Source organism: Alkaliphilus oremlandii OhILAs (genome assembly GCF_000018325.1).
GTDB classification, from domain to species: domain Bacteria; phylum Bacillota; class Clostridia; order Peptostreptococcales; family Natronincolaceae; genus Alkaliphilus_B; species Alkaliphilus_B oremlandii.
Map to the genome: position 1 here is coordinate 2,282,279 of NC_009922.1, position 17,057 is coordinate 2,299,335.

13 protein-coding genes are annotated in these 17,057 nt (G+C 37.7%); 2 read left to right on the top strand and 11 right to left on the bottom strand.

Going from position 1 to position 17,057, the window contains the following annotated elements:
- Positions 1–290: 290 nt before the first annotated feature.
- Together CLOS_RS11175 and CLOS_RS11180 are read right to left on the bottom strand one after the other, a co-directional pair.
- Complete coding sequence (locus tag CLOS_RS11175; RefSeq protein WP_012159990.1) at positions 291–944, bottom strand: YdhW family putative oxidoreductase system protein; 654 nt, start codon at positions 942–944, stop codon at positions 291–293.
- 122 nt (positions 945–1,066) lie between these two features.
- Entirely contained in the window at positions 1,067–1,282 is a 216-nt protein-coding gene (locus CLOS_RS11180; RefSeq protein WP_012159991.1) for a twin-arginine translocase TatA/TatE family subunit, read from the bottom strand.
- A gap of 385 nt (positions 1,283–1,667) precedes the next feature.
- Between CLOS_RS11180 and lpdA the strand changes: the two genes are divergently transcribed.
- Positions 1,668–3,071: a dihydrolipoyl dehydrogenase gene (gene lpdA / locus CLOS_RS11185; RefSeq protein ID WP_012159992.1), complete on the top strand. Its 1,404-nt coding sequence runs from the start codon at positions 1,668–1,670 to the stop codon at positions 3,069–3,071.
- 119 nt (positions 3,072–3,190) lie between these two features.
- Here the strand turns inward: lpdA and CLOS_RS11190 are convergent, their stop codons facing one another.
- The 9 genes from CLOS_RS11190 to CLOS_RS11230 form a co-directional block, all read right to left on the bottom strand.
- Positions 3,191–3,964, bottom strand: a complete 774-nt coding sequence (locus CLOS_RS11190) for an acyl-CoA dehydratase activase (RefSeq protein ID WP_012159993.1) — start codon at positions 3,962–3,964, stop codon at positions 3,191–3,193.
- A 22-nt stretch (positions 3,965–3,986) separates the two neighbouring features.
- Positions 3,987–5,147, bottom strand: a complete 1,161-nt coding sequence (locus CLOS_RS11195) for a double-cubane-cluster-containing anaerobic reductase (protein ID WP_012159994.1) — start codon at positions 5,145–5,147, stop codon at positions 3,987–3,989.
- Positions 5,148–5,321: 174 nt separating this feature from the next.
- Positions 5,322–6,305: an acyl-CoA dehydratase activase gene (locus tag CLOS_RS11200; RefSeq protein WP_012159995.1), complete on the bottom strand. Its 984-nt coding sequence runs from the start codon at positions 6,303–6,305 to the stop codon at positions 5,322–5,324.
- On the bottom strand, positions 6,280–7,389 hold the full coding sequence (locus CLOS_RS11205) for an acyl-CoA dehydratase activase-related protein (RefSeq protein WP_012159996.1): 1,110 nt from the start codon (positions 7,387–7,389) through the stop codon (positions 6,280–6,282). Before CLOS_RS11205 ends, CLOS_RS11200 begins: the two co-directional genes overlap by 26 nt.
- Positions 7,361–8,341 carry an acyl-CoA dehydratase activase-related protein gene (locus CLOS_RS11210; RefSeq protein WP_012159997.1) on the bottom strand — a complete coding sequence of 327 codons (981 nt, stop codon included), beginning with the start codon at positions 8,339–8,341 and terminating at the stop codon, positions 7,361–7,363. Before CLOS_RS11210 ends, CLOS_RS11205 begins: the two co-directional genes overlap by 29 nt.
- A gap of 62 nt (positions 8,342–8,403) precedes the next feature.
- Positions 8,404–9,798, bottom strand: coding sequence for a cardiolipin synthase (cls, locus tag CLOS_RS11215; RefSeq protein ID WP_012159998.1), 1,395 nt, complete (start codon positions 9,796–9,798; stop codon positions 8,404–8,406).
- A 274-nt stretch (positions 9,799–10,072) separates the two neighbouring features.
- Positions 10,073–11,626 (bottom strand): sensor domain-containing diguanylate cyclase, encoded by a 1,554-nt coding sequence (locus tag CLOS_RS11220; protein ID WP_012159999.1) that lies wholly within the window; start codon positions 11,624–11,626, stop codon positions 10,073–10,075.
- A complete protein-coding gene (locus CLOS_RS11225; RefSeq protein WP_012160000.1) occupies positions 11,623–13,773 on the bottom strand; it encodes a DNA topoisomerase III in 2,151 nt (716 codons plus the stop codon). Before CLOS_RS11225 ends, CLOS_RS11220 begins: the two co-directional genes overlap by 4 nt.
- Positions 13,774–13,989: 216 nt before the next feature.
- A complete protein-coding gene (locus CLOS_RS11230; RefSeq protein WP_012160001.1) occupies positions 13,990–15,504 on the bottom strand; it encodes an ADP-ribosylglycohydrolase family protein in 1,515 nt (504 codons plus the stop codon).
- A gap of 174 nt (positions 15,505–15,678) precedes the next feature.
- On the opposite strand from CLOS_RS11230, the gene CLOS_RS11235 reads away from it, so the two are divergent.
- On the top strand, positions 15,679–16,998 hold the full coding sequence (locus CLOS_RS11235) for a bifunctional folylpolyglutamate synthase/dihydrofolate synthase (protein WP_012160002.1): 1,320 nt from the start codon (positions 15,679–15,681) through the stop codon (positions 16,996–16,998).
- Positions 16,999–17,057: the final 59 nt, after the last annotated feature.

Here is a 17,057-nt window from a genome sequence, read left to right on the forward strand (position 1 = left end):
AGACTAAGTTCTTTGTTACTTTAGGCTATAAGGCTAGTAGATCCAGTTTCAATATGAAATTCTATTTTTATGGAAATATCATTATATGCATGTATTTGTATGTATTTTCACTCTATTTTAAATATAGTTATTTTTTTGTCATTTGTCAATACGCTTTCTATTATTTTATATGCATCCCCACTGATGGACATTCCATTATATAGTTTACGATATCGATTCTAAAAAATATGAGTTTGGAGGTTCATAAAACAAAACAAAATAAAACCTCGCCATTGGTGACGAGGCTTTATTTATGGATTTTGTCTTTGCTCTACTTCAAGCCACTCTGTTAGAGAGTTTGCGTGTGCTTTCGTCATATATTCATCGGAATATAGGTACAGAACGCCATTGGATGCTTTGGATTCTTGGATATCCTTATATTCTTCCTTTTTCTTTAATTGCTCTAAAACCCCATCAAATTGCTCCTTTGAAAGATTAAAGGGTCTCAATGTAAATAGTTTTGACGAAGTGGGTCTTGGATAGGTTTTCGATTCCTTTCTTACGGTATCTGCCACCATCTTTAGTAAATCTTTTTCCTCAACCATCACCAGCATATCGGCGTAGTTTTCTGTTACGTATTTGTCTGAAAATAAGTATAAGGAATTTGAGCCTTTTTTGCTATAAATATCTTTGAATTCTTCTCTTTCCTTCAGTTCATCGATGGATGTGATCAGTTCCTCCACTTCCAAGAAAAATGGTTCTTCTAAAAATTCTTCTGCATTACATACTTGTCCTTCGAAGGATTTGTCCCTGATAAACCATCCCATGGATTCGATCTTATCGGCTTCAACGTCAATGATTCCCACCGTGTTTTCTGCACAGTCGATTTCTATTGCTTCAGCTTCTACGCCTTTGTTTTCTACTGTTTCATTTAGAGATTGTTTTTGTTCTGATTCCATACTCATTGTTATCCTCCGTTCTGGTTCTTAATAATTCCTATGATTTTTTAATGGGTATAAAAGTATTACCAACCACAGACATCATAGATTGAATAGAGGATGTGCTGCAGCTGGCATTGGCATACTTTTTATTTAGTTTCTTTTTTATCAAGTACTACATCATCTATGGATATTTCCTTCTTTATTTCGTCCATGTCTCCCTTTACATCATTGGAAAATTTCTTAAACTCACCAATTGATTTTCCTAAGGCTTTACCTAAGTCCGGAAGCTTTCCAGGTCCAAATATTACAAGGGCAATCCCTAATATTAAAACCAATTCTCCTGTACCTATTTTACCAAACATCTCAACGCCACCTTTTCACCTTTTATCATAACAAATAAAACAAGACCAGCCAGCCTAATTATCGGATAAAATCGTCTTCTTGTTAAAAATTTGTTAATTTAACTTTATTATAACAGAGGTTCACATAAATTCAAAGGTTTTTTATAAAAATTTTAATAATAAATATTAATTAGTTTTAATTACAAATTCTTATATTTTGCCACAAGTATTTCTTAACCTATGATACAATTCCTTTTAGAAAACCGACTGTTTACAGAATCTATGTTAATAATTGAAAAATTAAGAAAATTAATATATACTATAGAAGGAAATAGTAATGTATATTATCTGAATATACGTTAAAATACATAAACTTCTACAATAAAACTTTAGGAGGTTGAGTCCATTGGAAAAGGATATCGTAATCATAGGCGGTGGCCCTGGGGGATACGTTGCTGCCATTAGAGGCGCTCAATTGGGTGGAAAAGTGACATTAATCGAAGAAAATGCTTTAGGTGGCACTTGTTTAAACGTAGGCTGTATTCCTACAAAGGCCCTCTGCAAAAATGCAGAGGTCATTTCCACCTTAAAAAATATTGAGGAATTCGGAATTAAAGGCATCGAAAATTATAGTATTGACGTGGAGAAGATTCAAGAGAGAAAACAAAATGTGATCGATCAGCTTGTGGGCGGAATCCATACAGTGCTCAGTGCCTATGGTGTAGAAATTTTAAGGGGAAGAGGAACGATTCTAAATAAGAATCTTGTGAAAGCCACTTTGGTAACGGGAGAAGAACGAGAGATTCCAGCAAAAAATATCATTATCGCCACTGGTGCAAAGCCAACGCTACCACCAATTCCTGGCATCCATTTAAATGGCGTTATGACAAGCAATGAGCTACTAAGCTTTAAGGAAATTCCAAAGCGTCTAGCGATTATCGGCGGCGGTGTTATCGGAATAGAGTTCGCAGGAATCTTCAATGCTCTAGGATCTGAGGTTACTGTATTTGAATTTGCTCCTAGTATTTTAATAAAGTTGGATAAGGATATTTCTAAGAGACTAACCACATCCCTAAAAAAGGATGGCATTAAGATCAATACATCTACCGGTGTAGAAGAAATTAAGGAAAGCAACGGAAGTCTTGTGATTGTAGCAAAGGATAAAAAGGGTTCCATTGAAGTAGAGGTGGATCAGGTTCTCGTTTCCGTTGGTAGAACTCCTGTTATAGAAGGACTGAACCTAGAAGGGATCGGCATTGAATTAGATAGAAAACGAATTCAAGTTAATGATCGCTTTGAAACCAATGTAAAGGGTGTTTATGCCATCGGCGATGTGAACGGCGGCATGATGCTGGCGCACGAAGCTTCCCACGAAGGAAAATCTGTTGCTGAAATCATCATGGATGCTCCAGTTTCAGAAGATCGTGGCGTTGTGCCCAGCTGTATCTTCATATCTCCTGAGATTTCCACAGTTGGTATAACGGAAGAAGAAGCGAAGGAGCAGGGGATCGATTATAAAACAAGCAAATTTATGTTCGGTGCCAATGGTAAGGCTTTATCCATGGGAGAACCACAAGGCTTTGTTAAAGTCATCTCCACTGGAGAAAACAATAGAATTATCGGTGTCCATATTATGGGACCTCATGCAGCCGATTTAATTCACGAGGGCGCTTTGGCGATTCGAAATCAATTGACTGCCGATGATATTGCCAGTACAATTCATGCTCATCCTACTCTAGGAGAAGCCTTTGTAGAGGCTGTCATGGGATTGACCAACGAAGCAATTCATATGGTTCCGTCTAAAAGATAATAAAATTCCTGTAAAAAAATAGAAGCTATTTAAAATACGAAGCTGTAAAAAGTAAACGCTCCCCTCGGTTTAGATGGTATCACCCAAACCGAGGGGAGCATTTATAGATGGGATATTCTCTATTGAACGCTTGATGGATATCCTATAATCGCCGCTCCGATAGCCCCCAAAAATTGGGACTGCTCCGAAGAAATTATCTCTACACCCAATTTATTGCTGAGAGTCGATCTTAGATATGCATTCCTCGAAACACCACCCGAAAAATACACCTTATTCTCTACACCAATTTTACTCACTAAGGAGTAGGTCTTATTGCATACAGAATGTAGAAGTCCAGCAGCAATGGCTTCTTTGGAGGTTCCTTCAGCAATCAGGCTGACCACTTCAGATTCTGCAAAGACCGTACACATGCTATTGATATTGGCGGGCTCTGCTCCCTCTGCTAAGTCTGAAAGCTGCCCTACATCAATTTCTAAAGCATTGGACATTACCTGAAGAAATCTTCCCGTTCCTGCAGCACATTTGTCGTTCATTAAAAAGTCCACCACAGCACCTTCTCTATTGATTTTAATCACCTTGCTGTCCTGTCCGCCAATATCGATGACCGTCCGAATATTAGGATCTATATAGTGAGCGCCTTTCCCATGACAAGTAATCTCTGTAACCTTTTTATCGATAAAGGGAAGAGATACTCTGCCGTAGCCCGTTCCTACAATTGCAACAATATCCGTCTTCGTAATACTCAGTTTCTCCATGACTTCATTAAGGAGGTGAGTTCCTGATTCCCTGGGACTCCACCCCGTAGGAATCAGTGCAGTGCATATGATTTTTTCTCCATTGTAAGCTGCTGCCTTTGCCGCTACAGAACCGACATCGATTCCTATACTAATCACCCAATCACATCCTTCAACACGATTATGCCGTAACGGTAGATTCCATGGTCTCTAAGAAAGCTTCTACCCGTACTTTAATTTGTCCTACATCTGAATCTGAATAATCTGTTTCTACCTGTAGAAATGGTAGATTCAGTTCATCACGAACAAAATTTCGAACGGTGAAGGATTCGATATTGTAAGTATGACAGGCTTGCCAGGTTAAATCCACCACACCATCCACCTGATATTCTTCCGCCAACCGTTTAATTAAGTCCAATCTGCCATTGTTGTTGGTCATACAGGAACAAGGGGTGGATAAATATTTCTCTGCAAGAGCAGTGATTGGCTCCTTGGTTTCGTCCACCAACACATCTAGTCCCTTATATCCCGTACAATTTTCTAAAGCAACAACACTGGCACCGGATTCCTCTAAAATTCTCAATATCTTTTCAGAGCCACTTCCAATCGGACACCCTGTTAGTAAAATACGCGGTGCATTCTCATCAAAGGCATAGAGCCCTTTTGCCATCTGCTCTTTCGTTTCAGCAATTAGTCTTTCAATCAATTGAATCCCTGCTTCTTTATCCACATTGAACCCTTTTAACCACTGGGCAAGCATCATATCCATACCTGTTAGAGGCGCTGGTTTATGTGCATTCAATTGATGGAGCTCTCGCATGGCTTTTCTTTCTCGATTCATTAGCTGAATGGCTTGTCTTAACTTCTCATCTGTAATGGTGACTTCAAACTTTTCCTCTAAAAAGCTTTTAAATTTGACCATTTCATTTTTCCATAAGTTTAGGGAATCTTCATCCTCCGCTGTCTGTGGCAGATTCATAATATGCATCGGTTTAATTTTTCCCATCAGCTCGTACATTTTTTTCTTCCCATCACAGGTGGTTTCTGCCAATAGCACATCTGAAAAATAGAAATACGGACATTTATCTGTAATGGCAAATCCATAGCTGGACTTGATCAACGGACATAAGTTTCTAGGCAATTCCTTTTCTGCATCCTCTATAGGCGCCTGTGCCGTTCCACAAAGTGTAACGGAAATTGCATCTGCTGCCAATGCGATTTCCTGAGGAGAAAATACACAGTACATTCCTACTACTTTTTTACCAGCCTCATGAGCCTCTTTAATCTTTACAGAATTCACGCCTCTTAACCCTTCTACTTCTTGCATAACTTCCGGTCTCATTTAAATCCCCCTGCCTTGGTTTATATTTAACATCTTCCAATTAAATTCTATCATTATATAAAAGGGGGGACTAATTGGAATTCTCGATATGCCTTGCAAACACTATTTATTTTATCTATAATAGAAAAATCCCATTGCTCTAAATTTATTAGAACAATGGGATTCTATATATGGCTATGCTAGTTTTTCTCTATTCTGCTCTATCAATTCACTCCACTTGCCACACTTATCTCCCCAACGTGCCGTAATTTGTCCATCTCTTAATATCTCTACCACCTCGCACATATTGGCACAGTCAGAGCATTCAATGCCTCTTACATGGTAGCCGGAGTTGATAATATCGAATCCTTTAAAATTTGTTGGATTTCCCTTTGCAGCGTGTTCCTGAGCTAACAAACAAGATCCCACAGCACCCATCACATCGTGATTCGGCGGCACAAACACTTCTAGCCCTAAGGCTTCCTCGAAGGATTTTTTAATGCCTACATTTGCAGCAACGCCCCCTTGAAAAACTACGGGACCTGCAATTTCTTTTCCCTTCGCCAAGTTGTTTAGAAAGTTTCTCACCATAGCGTCACAAAGCCCTTTGATGATATCTTCTTGGTTATGACCCAGCTGCTGCTTATGGATCATATCGGTCTCTGCAAAAACGGCGCATCTTCCAGCAATACGAACTGGATTTTTAGAATTTAGGGCCAAACCACCAAAATCCTTGATATCAATTCCCATGCGGCCAGCTTGGCGGTCTAAAAAGGAGCCTGTCCCTGCAGCACATACGGTGTTCATGGCAAAATCACTGATGATGCCATCACGCAGTAGGATGATCTTAGAATCCTGACCACCAATTTCCAATATGGTTCTGACACCTTCCACAAAGTTCAGGGCGGCGATGCCATGGGCGGTAATTTCATTTTTCACCACATCGGCACCCACGATCATCGAAGCTAAATTTCTGCCGCTTCCAGTTGTTCCTACAGCTCTAATGTTGATATCTTCTCTAATTTGAGATTTGACTTCCTTCAAGCCTCTTTGAACAGCATCGATGGGTTTTCCATTGGTTCCAGTATAAACCTTGGCTATAATGTTTTTATTTTCATCCATCAATACAATATTAGTACTGACGGAACCTACATCAATTCCCAGATAACAATTTTTCACGTTCCTCCATCTCCTTTCTTCGGCGCAGCAGATCTACAAATGCCTCTAGCCTAGTCATATAGCCCGCTTCTCCAGTCATTTCATCCACAATTAGGCACAGATACGGAATGTTGTGGTCTTTCTCCACAGTAGGAAGTATGCTTTGGGCTACGATCTCTGGCATACAGGTCAGCGGATAAATCTGTATAATTCCATGAAATCCTTCTTCTGCAAATCTTACGCCATATCCTACGGTTTCCCTGCCATGTCCCCCAATCATGGTTTTTAAGTAAGGTGCTGCGGCGTCCCAGGTTTCCTGTTCATCGGTTCGCTTCAAAGGGGTTAGAAGCAAATGCTCCTTTGCCCAACGGCTGATTTTTAAGGATTTATCAATTTCGACGCCTAGACTTCCTAGTTTTCTCTCGATATCCAAGTTCACAAAAGATTCAATAATAGTGTAAATTTCCCCGATGATCCCAATTTTAATAATGTCTCTATGGATATCCTCCTCTACGGCCATTATTTTTTTCTTGGTCTCTTTTATCAGATGACATACAGCTTCATATCCATACACCATTGGAATATCACGATGAAAATTATCGTAATGACGATCTACGGCACCTCTTAATTTTTCTCTCGGTCTTTTATAATAAGTGGTATCCTCTAAATCATCTACCATCTTCAATACATCCATCGCTTTCTTAAAGGCACGCAATATTTTGTAGGGATTTTTAGTACCCGTCAGCTTAAAGATTCTATTGAAAAATGACTTGTAATCTCCCTGTGGCGGATCTAATAAAATAATATCCACATCGTATCCAGCCTCCATCAGGAGCTCTCTTTGCAATATGGAGTAATAGCCAAAGCGACAAGGACCACAGCTCCCCGTTAGAACAATAGTATCTGCCCCCAATTCAATGCTTTCTATGTAATTTCCCATATGAACCTTTAAAGGCAAACAAATAGACTCTGGTGAATGCTTCACGCCAATATCTAAGGTTTCTTTACTGCATTTTGGAGGGATCACTACATCCACGCCCAGCTCCTCAAGCAATACCTTAATTGCTACATATTGATTACCCATATGCGGAAAGGTTACTTTCATGCTTCTTCCTCCATTCAATCATATCTAAAAATGCTTCAATTCTCGTATTGATTCCCGCTTCACCAGTATGCTCGTCTATGGTTAATAGAAGAAAAGGTATTTTTCCTTCCCTCCTTGATTTTCTTTCGAATAAGTCCTGTATAATGGAATCGATGCCACAGCCAAAGGAGGATAAATAAATGACACCGTCCACTCCTTTATTGTCGGCTAAATACATAGCGGTTCCTAAAAGCTTTCTTCCGAAGCTCCAAAACATCTTCTTATCTAATTCTCCTGCATATTTATTAATGACGCTAAAATCCAGCATTTCTGGCACAATAATTTCCATATGATTCTCATTTAATTTTTTCAGCAAATTCATGGAGCTATAGCTATCATATAAATTATAGGTATGTCCGACCACTGCAATTTTCTTTCTTGCCTCAGATACCTTATAATCCTTTAGCTCTCCATCCATTGGTAGATACCCTCTTCTAATGGTATCCTTATATTTTGCATAGCTTTCTAGAGCTTTTACATAGGCTCTTTTAATTCTTCCATGATCCTTCGTCACATAGTATCCAAATTGGTAGATGGTTTCATCTAAATTTTTTCTGGATTTATTAAAGTTGATTTCCACATCAATCAGTGGTGGTAGATCCTTAATGGAATGGGCTACCATCTCTGGAAGTCCTGAAAATTTTGGACAGATGTACTCTCTTTCATAAACACTCATCATCTTTGGAAGAAAAATATAGTCCACCCGATCCTTTAAATCCATCACATGGCCATTAAAGATTTTTACAGGCAGGCAGGCTTCATCCACTGTATTTTTTACGCCCTGATCCAATATGTGTTTGTTTGTTGCTTTCGATAGAATGACCTGCGCACCCAACTCTTCATAAAAAGTCTTCCATAAAGGATAGTAGTCATAAAACCATAAACCTCTTGGGATTCCAATTTTAATCGTCATAATACCACTCCTCTCTAACACCTTCCATATTATTGACGGTTATTTCCATTTGTATACTATGCCTAAATGAAAGGGCGAATGAGAACGCCCAGCTTTGCTTTTAGCTTCTGCCAGATCGTACTATTTTCATATTCCTGCAAGGTCATTTCTTCGCTGTTTTTCATATTTCGATTCAGCTCCTTTAGCATGCTGCGGAGCTCTTCCTTGCTAAATATCATGGCATTCATCTCATAGTCTAGATATTGACTGCGTACATTAAAGTTTGCCGATCCTACACTGACGATTTCTTCGTCTACTAAAATGATTTTAGAATGAAGAAAACCATCACTATATTGATAGATCTTTACATTGTTCTGTAAAAGTTCCCTAAAAAAAGAATCATTTACCCATCCTACAAAGGGATGGTCTGTATTTTTAGGGAGGATGATGCGCACATCACCACCCTTGTTTGCTATATGCTGAATTGCTTCCAGCATATTTTGATCTAAAAACAGATAGGGTGTAACGATGTAAATTCGCTTCTTAGCACCCGATAGGAGTTCATAATATTCCTTCTTAATACCAATTAAATAGGCGTCGTAACCACTCTGTATGATTTTAATAGGAAGGGTGTTTTCTACTTCTACCTTTGGAAAGTACGAAGCATCTTCCCTTATGGCTTCACCGCTTATGGAATGCCAATCCTGCAAAAAAACCTTCTGCATTTCATGCACTGCCTCTCCTTTAATCTTCACCAATGAATCCTTCCAGTTTCCTACCTTTTTATCCCTACCTAAATATTCATCTCCAATGTTAATTCCACCCATAAACCCTATTTTACCGTCTACAATTACAATTTTTCGATGGTTCCGATTGTTTAATTTTCCTTTGATGATGGACCCGATAATATTATTATAGGGCCTTATTTCTACGCCGTTTTCTTTGAGCTCTTTTATATAATTTTTATCTAATCCGATGCTACCGATCCCATCATAAATCAACCTTACGTGAATTCCTTCCTTGGTTTTTTGAATCAATAAATCCTTAATTTTTTTACCGATGTGATCGTCTCGATAGATGAAGAATTCAATGTGAATATGGTTTTTAGCACCACTGACTGCTTCTATAATCTCATCGAACATGGTGGTGTCCTCATAAATAAAGGAGGCTTCATTTTTTAGCGTAATTTTGCTCGGTGCACCTATATTCTCTATTTTTTTTACATTGTGATAGATCCTAAAAAATGTATAAGAAAAAAAGATGAAGTAAACGGCGATGATTCCATAAAAAATATGATGAATTACATTGCTTTTAACCAAATGAGTGATGATTGAAGCTATAGCTGCTAAAATCGTAAATATCAGCAGATAAGGATATAGATTGATCAGTATAACATAGTTAAATATATCAATGAGGTTCAGGTATACCATCGATAGTGCTAAAAGAATGAATATGATTTCCAGAAAGTTCAGCGTCATTTTATTTCCTCCAAATTTGAAATGTATATCCTAATCATGTCCAATGTTATCATCTTTAACCTCCATATTTATAAAAAAGGCTTTTGGAACCATTGGTTTCTATAGCCAATTCGGAGTAGATTTACGTAAACAGAATTCAATCAATCTAAGGAGTATTCCGATTCAATTATTACTGGAACTTGCGACAACAAGAAATTTTCATAAGAAAAAAGTTCAAGATTGGATGACATTCCGTTTGAAATTTTAAAAGGCGATATCCAGAGGATATCGCCTTTTAAATGTAATTTACTTGATTTTTTCCAATACTTTTAGCTTCATATAGACATTTATCTGCAAGATATATTAAATTGTCCTTGTTGTAGCTATCTACACCGAAGGTTGCAATACCAATAGATACCGTCACCTTGATACCATCTACTGAAAGATTTTCAATGGAAAGCCGAATCCGCTCTGCGATATCCTTTCCTCTTTCTTTACCGATATCCTTCAATATGACGATGATCTCTTCTCCGCCGTATCGAGCTATCACATCTTTGGAGCGAACATTTTCACATACACATTTTGCAACATTTTTTAGAACCTTGTCTCCCATTTGATGGCCGTATTGATCGTTGGTGCTTTTAAAATTATCGATATCGATCATTAAAATTGAGAATTTATCTTCACTATAGCGGTAAATCTTATAGATTTCTTCATAGATGCTTTCAAAGGCTCTACGATTCAACAATCCTGTCAATCCATCATATTTGGACCAGAGCTTTAAATCACCAATATACTCCATATTAGAAACGATGAGCCCTATATGCCTTGCTATGATCTCTAAGAAACGTACTTGTCTCTCTGAGTAGGTTTCATACTGTCCATTATCCAAATACATTACACCGATGGCTTTACCATAAACATTTAGGATGGGTAATGTGATATTGGAATAGATTCCAAGCTCCATAGCAAGTAATGGATCACATCGTGGATCACTGAGTGCATCGTGTACAATTACGGGCTTCTTCGTCTCTATTGCAATAATCGCCGTATGATCCTTAGTTTTTGTTCTGTCTATAGGATACTTAATATCCTTCACATGATCCCGTTTATTGAATGTAGAAAAATGTGGCAATAAAAATTCTTCATTTTCGTCTAATAGGGCCAAGGTACATTTTTTCATTCCTGTTGTTCGTGAAATAATATGAACAATTTTATCTAAGGGATCAATCTCCCCCTCTGTACTATCTTCATTGCTATAGAGCAGAATATTTTCTAAAGCCGTCAGTCCCAGCATATTCTCAAATTCTAGGTTTTGCCTTTCTATTCTAGAAAATACTGCGGTAAGCTCTCTGGTGACTAACTTTGCTAACCCTTGTAATTCCAATGGTATTTTCGTACTGTTCTCGGGGCTGTAAATAATTAAAAGGCCAACGAGTTTACTTTGGCTAAAAACAGGCGTGGATAGCAATGAACCTGCATTAATTTTTTCATTAAGCATGGGGAAGGCTGTATTGATGTCTATCTTATCTTCAAAAAACAATGTCTTTTTATATTCGGGAATTGGTAGTTTGCTGTTAAAAACACCATAGTTTTCTTTAATGTCAAAATACTTCTCCTCATGGATAGCCTGGAAGCCCTTTGAGGCCCTATTCACAATCAGGGTTTTATTTTCCTCTATGGCATCGATGTACATTGCCCTAAACCCTATTTTTCTGTAAATAAAATTAACTACAACATTAATAGCAGCCTCTTTACTATATTGCCTGTTGAGCGCTCTGCACAGTTGCATGATATAGGTTTCATATTTGGTTAGTAAATTTACTTCCTCCCGATAACCTGAATTCAATTGTTAACGCCTCCATTTGTAAACTCCCAGCCCCAATAGCCATTACTGGACTGTTTCAAACAAATATTTCCATCAAACTTGCCATTGGTTTTTGGTGATACCATTCCTTTTACAGTGACTACCTGATTCGTTATCAGCTTACTTACCATGGTCTTGGTCATTTTCTTTTTAAATTTTTTCATTAATATATCTTCTTTAAAAATACCAAATTTACATCCTTGTTTATATTCACTACAATAGAAGTTTTTAGGTCCCTCTAAAACCTTCCCTACTTTACAAGCTGGACAGATGCCAATGGGACTGTTATAGGAACTGGTTCCTGAGGACTTTTTCCCCCTATTTTTAGAATAGCCCTCAAAGACGACATTCTTTGTATTCTTCTGGACATCCTCTATTATAAACTTAGTAAACCGACCGATGCCCTCCATAAATCTTTGGGGATTCATATTGCCCTTCGCAATCTTGTCCAGCGCCTTTTCCCATTTTCCTGTCAGTTCTGGCGATGAGAGTTCCTGAGAAGTTATTTGTATAAGTTTTCTCCCTTTTTCTGTGGAGATTAAATTTTTTCCTTTTCTTTCTACATATCCCACGGATATAATCCGTTCTATAATGGATGCTCTCGTAGCAGGTGTTCCGATACCACTGGACTTTAACTGTTCCTTCAGCTCTTCGTCCTCAATAAACTTCCCTGCATTTTCCATAGAATCTAAAAGCAGGGCTTCATTGTATCGAGCTGGCGGTTTTGTCTGCTTTTGTTCTATTTCTGCACTTTTCAAGGTGCTGGAAGATCCTTTTTTTATATGGATCAATGTACTTTCCTTCGTTTCTACTTCCTTATCGCTGTATAAAAGCTTCCAGCCTAAGTGGATGGTCTGTTGTTCGTTGCTTTTAAAGTCTTCTCCCGCCACATGCGTTATCATCACAATACTAAAATATTCATAATCCGGATAGAAAACGGCTAGAAATCTTCGTGCAATCAAATCATAAAGATTTTTTTCTTCTTCAGAAAATTTATTTAAATCTATTTTTTTCTCTGTAGGGATGATGGCATGGTGATCCGTCACCTTACGATCATTTATGATTCTAGGGTTCACTGGAAGCTTTTCTAATTTTTCTAGAATTGATGTAAATTCTTTATATCCTTCTAAACCTATTTTATTAATTAAAGATTTTAACTTGGGAATGATATCCTTCGTTAGAAATCTGCTGTCCGTTCTAGGGTATGTAATGGCCTTGCGTTTTTCGTAAAGGGATTGAGCGATATCCAATGTTCTTTGAGCTGTATATCCAAATTTTTTATTGGAATCCCGCTGTAGCTCCGTCAAATCGTATAAGAAGGGCGGCTTTTTAACCACCTTTTTTTTCTGAAAATCTGTAACAAGCCCTTCTTTTAACAGAACTTTATTTTTGATATCCTCTGCCTTTTGAATGGAATCGATCTTGCTTTCATTTTTCTCTAAATCGATCCATATACCGCTGTAGTTACCAAAATCAGCTTTTACCTCCCAATAATCCTTTGGTACAAAATCATCGATCTCTAGGTCTCGATCCACTATGATCTTTAATGTGGGCGTCTGCACTCTTCCAATTGGGAGTAAGGAGCCATATTGAATACTATAGGCTCTACTGCCATTGATGCCCACAAGCCAATCGCTTTCACTTCTACACTTGGCAGAATAGTATAATGCATCGTATGCTTTCCCATCTTTTAGATGTTCAAAGCCCGTCCGAATCCCTTCATCTGTAAGGGAAGAAATCCATAAACGCTGAAATGGTTTTCGGCATTTGGCAAGTTCATAGATATATCTAAAAATTAACTCCCCTTCTCTACCGGCATCCGTTGCACATATAATTTCATCAATTTGAGAGCTGAGCATCAGTGCTTTTACAATCTGATATTGCTTATAGGTTTTAGGATTTGGCTTCAACTTTATTTTGTCGGGAATAATTGGAAGCGTATTAAAGTCCCATTTTTTATACCGTATATCATATTCCTCTGGATCACATAATATAACCAAATGACCGATGGCCCAGGTTATAATATAATCCGATCCTTCAATATAACCTTCTCTTTTTTCCTTGCAATTCAAAACCTTCGCAATATCCTTCGCTACACTGGGTTTTTCAGCAATCACTAATCTTTTCATAATCGTTCCTTTCTGGTTCGTATCACAACTACATTATATACGATGGATATATAATAACCAACTATAAAATAGGACTTTTTCCCTATTTACACCTGATAAATTTTTGACATTGTTTTTCTATTTTTGATATATACGTTGCATTTTCGACATTTTATCACTCTTTTCGACAAATATCAACAAAATATTATACCATAAAATTTAAAATATCTTTCTTTATTATTTCAGTAGGCTTTGAATCCCGTTCAACAGTTCTCTACCCACAGCATATTCCGGTGTGATTTCAACTGCTCGCCGTGCATACTTCTCTGCTTTTTGCAACTGATTCATATTTAAATAAGCCACTGCAATGCTGCACAATATGGTGTGATTATTCAAATCGTATATTAGTGCTTTTTTAAAGCATCTCAAGGCTTCTTCATAGGCTTCGTTCTCTAAGCAATTGTTTCCCAAGCCTTCGTAGGCTTCGATGATATGAGATTTAATCCGCTCGTTCTTTTTAACGTCTGGACTTTTAACCATCAATTCTTCAAAATAATGGATGGACATTTCATATTTTTCTTCTTTGTTGCATTTAATCCCCAACCAAAGCAACTTATCCAGCTCATCCTGTGATCTTTCAATCTCTTCTTTATAAATCATTCTTCTATAGGGATTATTGTTCTTGTTCTTTAAGGACAGCTCAAACAATCGATTGGCCAACACAGAAAGCTCTTTTCCTACCTCTAATTTATTTGTATACCCTTTCGGGATATTATTAAAACCTAAGTATGCTCCTAATAGGGCTAACGTCAAAATCACCATGGTATCATTTTCTCTGATGGATAAGCATTCCTTCAATGTTTTTTCGTAATCACTACTCCCTTTGATGAAAATATAGATCGCCAAAGGAAGTACCTCCAATATATTGGAACCATTCCCCCAACGTTCTCGCACTTCATCAATGGATAAATCATTTTCCACCCATCCTCGAAGGGTTTTATTCATAGCGATATAGAGGTTTGTAATCTCTCCATTTTTGCCAATGGGATAGACCTTCGTTTCTATGCCACGAATACTTCTGCAGATGGTCTCTAAAAATAAATTGATTTTTTCTATATGATCGAGGGAGTAAGCAGGAGTGCTCAATAGATATGCAATGGCCGTTGAAAATAAAATACTGGCTGCAATGGCAGTTTCATCGGTGTTGGTAATAGCAGTCTGAATGATGCCTATGAGATTTAAAGCATGGAAATCTCCATAATTTATTAAAGCTGCAGGAATTCCTCGAATAGCAGCACCAGTCGCCAAAGAAGGCGTCGCACACTGATACCAAGCGAATCGAAGTTCTCTATATTTTTCAAGGAACTTTTCCATTTCTTTATCTGGATTCACGATGTGCTGACGAGCAAATCGATTGGCCAAATCTTCTGGATTAAAGCCCTGATTGATGATTAAAGATTCTGCAAAGAGAATGGTGGCCTTCGTTTGCCAAGTTCCTTTCATATAAGCTGTATTTTTTTCTCCTTTTAGATATAGGTTGATATGTTCAACCTCCGTCCCCCGCTGGCCTTCCCACAGACTTCCAAAGGCATCTCCAATGGCTAGGCTTACTAAAGCCCCTCTTATTTTATCGTTATAATCTATATTGGATAAAGGTATCAAATTGATCTTTGGGATATTCTTATTCAAATCGACCAGACCTACATTTTCCACTAAAAAAGTATAGATTTCTTCTAATACGTTCGTATACATAAACTACGCCTTCCTTCTAATATTCTATGTTTAGAATATTCTACAATGGATTGTGATTCCCTTCACGCTTATATTAAATTTTCATTACTGCGTTTTTATATATTGTTGGCAATATATAAAGATAGTATAATTAATCTGAACTAGTTGATATTCTATTATTTAGGAGGAATTTGATTGAATTTTATTGAGGCGGTACAATTTATAGATAGGAGTTATTCCTATGGTACAAAGCTGGATTTAGAGCATATGAAAATACTGCTACAGATTCTAGGGAATCCACAGAACCAGTTAAAATTTATACATATTGCTGGTACCAATGGCAAAGGTTCCACTTCTTCATTTATTCACAGCATGCTGAAGGCCGAAGGATATCAGGTTGGTCTATTTACTTCGCCTCATCTTCACTGCTATACCGATCGAATTCGGATCAATGGTGTGAACATCTCTAAAGAGGATTTTGCACGCTATACATCCATGGTAGAAGAAACCATCGCTCCCTTTTACGAACAAGGCTTCAATCATCCTGCCTTATTTGATATCGTCACATTAGTAGCCATGATGTATTTTGCAAAAGAGAACGTGGATTATGTCGTATTGGAAGTGGGTCTTGGGGGACTCAACGATGCAACTAATATTATCTCCCAATCTCTGGCTTCCGTAATTACACCCATCGGTATCGATCACGTGGATATTTTAGGCACTGATTTAAAGCAAATTGCATACCATAAAGCGGGCATTATTAAATCCCAGGGAAGAGTAATTTCCACTTGGCAAGATCCAATTGTAGAAGAAGTCTTGGTGGAAACTGCCGCACAGCAGAATGCATCCCTTTGTCTTTTAAGAAAAGAGCAGATCTCTATAATTCATCAGGACTTTAAAGAGCAAATCTTCCATTTAAATACCCCCTACGGTATTTTAAGGGATTGTAAGATCAGAATGATTGGAGATCATCAAATTTTCAATGGTGCCTTGGCGGCCTTGACCTTAATTATCTTGCGAGAAGATCAGATATTGTCCATTTCCAATGAATCCATCTACCAAGGTCTTTACGAAAATTATTGGGCAGGAAGATTAGAGCTTCTTCAGGACAATCCTTTGATTCTAATTGACGGCGCCCATAATGTTCAGGGCTCCGAGGTTCTTGCTTCTGCCCTTACCAAGTATTTTAACAATAAAAAAATCACTTTAATCATCGGTATGCTCAAGGATAAAGATGTGGACGGCGTTTTAAATAACTTAATCCCTTTTGCTCATAAGGTGATCTTTACGAAGCCTAACAATCCAAAAGCTATGGACCCACAGGAGTTAGCAAATCGCGTGAACTTCTTTGGAAAGGAAACCTATATTACGCAAACCATCGAAGAGTCCGTAGTCTTAGCACTAGAAAATGCTTCTTTAGATGAAATTACCATCTTTACTGGCTCCCTGTATTTAATTGGAGATGCCAGAAAAATCATCACGGAGTTTATTGAAAATAGACAGGAAGCAAGCTAATATTCACTTTGCTTCCCATAAAACTAAAAATAATCCTAAGCTTATGGAATGGTTTCCGT